General features: G+C 50.1%; 2 protein-coding genes. Both read left to right on the plus strand.

From position 1 onward, the window contains the following. Positions 1–717: bacterio-opsin activator domain-containing protein (locus DP106_RS15020; protein ID WP_205738963.1), on the plus strand; the 717-nt coding region annotated here is incomplete at its 5' end. Positions 718–826: 109 nt separating this feature from the next. Next, the coding region (locus DP106_RS15655; RefSeq protein WP_133305191.1) for a PAS domain-containing protein at positions 827–1,491 on the plus strand (665 nt) is incomplete at its 3' end.

Consider the following 1,491-nt stretch of genomic DNA (forward strand, 5'->3'; position numbering starts at 1 on the left):
GCGCTCCTGCAGTCGGAGCAAGCGGTTGAACTGGAGTTCGAGATTCGAGACCCGACAAATCTGTTCTTCGAACTTGCTGCAGAAGTTGAGTGTGATCTTGAACTCGAAGGAGTTGTCTCCAGGCCAGATGAATCGGCACTTGCATTTGTCAACTGCGTCAGTGACCAGCAGGAGAAAGTACTCCAAGCGACCGACAGACTGGACGGAATCGAAGCTGCAAACATACTCGAAAGGGCGGACAATACGCTAGTCCAACTGCAAGTAGCAGACCACCCCTTGACGACAGTGCTCTCTGATAGAGGCTTTATATTGCGGAAGTTGTGGGCTGAGGACGATACCCGGGGACGGCTAACAATCGAGGTTCCGGGCACAACGGACACACGACAGGCAGTCAACCTGATCTCTTCACAGTATCAGGAGGCACAGTTGCTTGCCAAGCACGACACAGAGTCTTCGTCTGAACTCGGCGACTCGTCAGAAAAGAATATTCTCGAAAGTCTCACACATAGACAGCGTGAAGTAATCGAAACAGCGTATCAATGTGGCTATTTCGATTCCCCGCGTAGTGTCACTGGTGGTGAAACGGCGGAGATGCTGGATTTATCGAGCGCAACATTCCATCAACACATTCGAAAAGTCGAAAAGAAGCTATTTGAGCGGTTGTTAGCGGGCAGGACAACGACCTATCCTATACCTGATGTCTCAAGTGCTGATTGAGGGGTAGGGCTTACATATTAGTGTGTGGCTGAGATGACACAGATATCTCTGCCCGAGTCTATTTTACTAAGATAACTTGTGGTGTAGTCGCGGAACCGAGTGAGAACACATGATCGAAAACATACTCCGGGCAATGGCCGTTGGCATGGCCGGTACAGGGACTAGTCCCCAAGCAGAGGCACCTGAAACGCACACGAGTAGTAATGGGGTGGAACCAACTTCTCAGTCCAAAACAGGGCAAGGAAGTGATCTGGCTAATATAGATGGAGACCAGGCTACAAAAAGCATTCTCAATGGATTAGCCACCCCGGCCATCTTCATCGGTACTGATGGTTTAGTAAAAAACATCAATACCCAAGCGTTAGACCTGTTCAATACAACTGAAACAGAGGTGGTTGGATCTGACCTTGGATCTTACCACGACGCAGATAGCAACGCAACAGACTTTGCCACGAAAGTCCTCCGAACTGAGAAGAATTTCCAGCAGGTTCAAGAGACGATTAAGATTGATGGAACAGAAATTGTCAGTGAGCGCTCTGCAACCCCCGTATACGACGGTGATAACGAGCTTGTGGGCGTTCTTGAGGTCAACCGAGACGTGACAGAACGGCAGCAAGAACGCAATCGCAAGGAGATTCTCGAGGATTACCAACAGCGTGTGCTCGACGATTTGCAGGACAACATCAGTCGACTTGCACGCGGCGACCTCACGATTGACCCGGCAACACCTGAACCATACGAGGGTGAGGATTTCGACGCGATTCAAGCGGTTTA

The organism is Halonotius pteroides, assembly GCF_003605635.1.
Taxonomy (GTDB): Archaea; Halobacteriota; Halobacteria; order Halobacteriales; family Haloferacaceae; genus Halonotius; species Halonotius pteroides.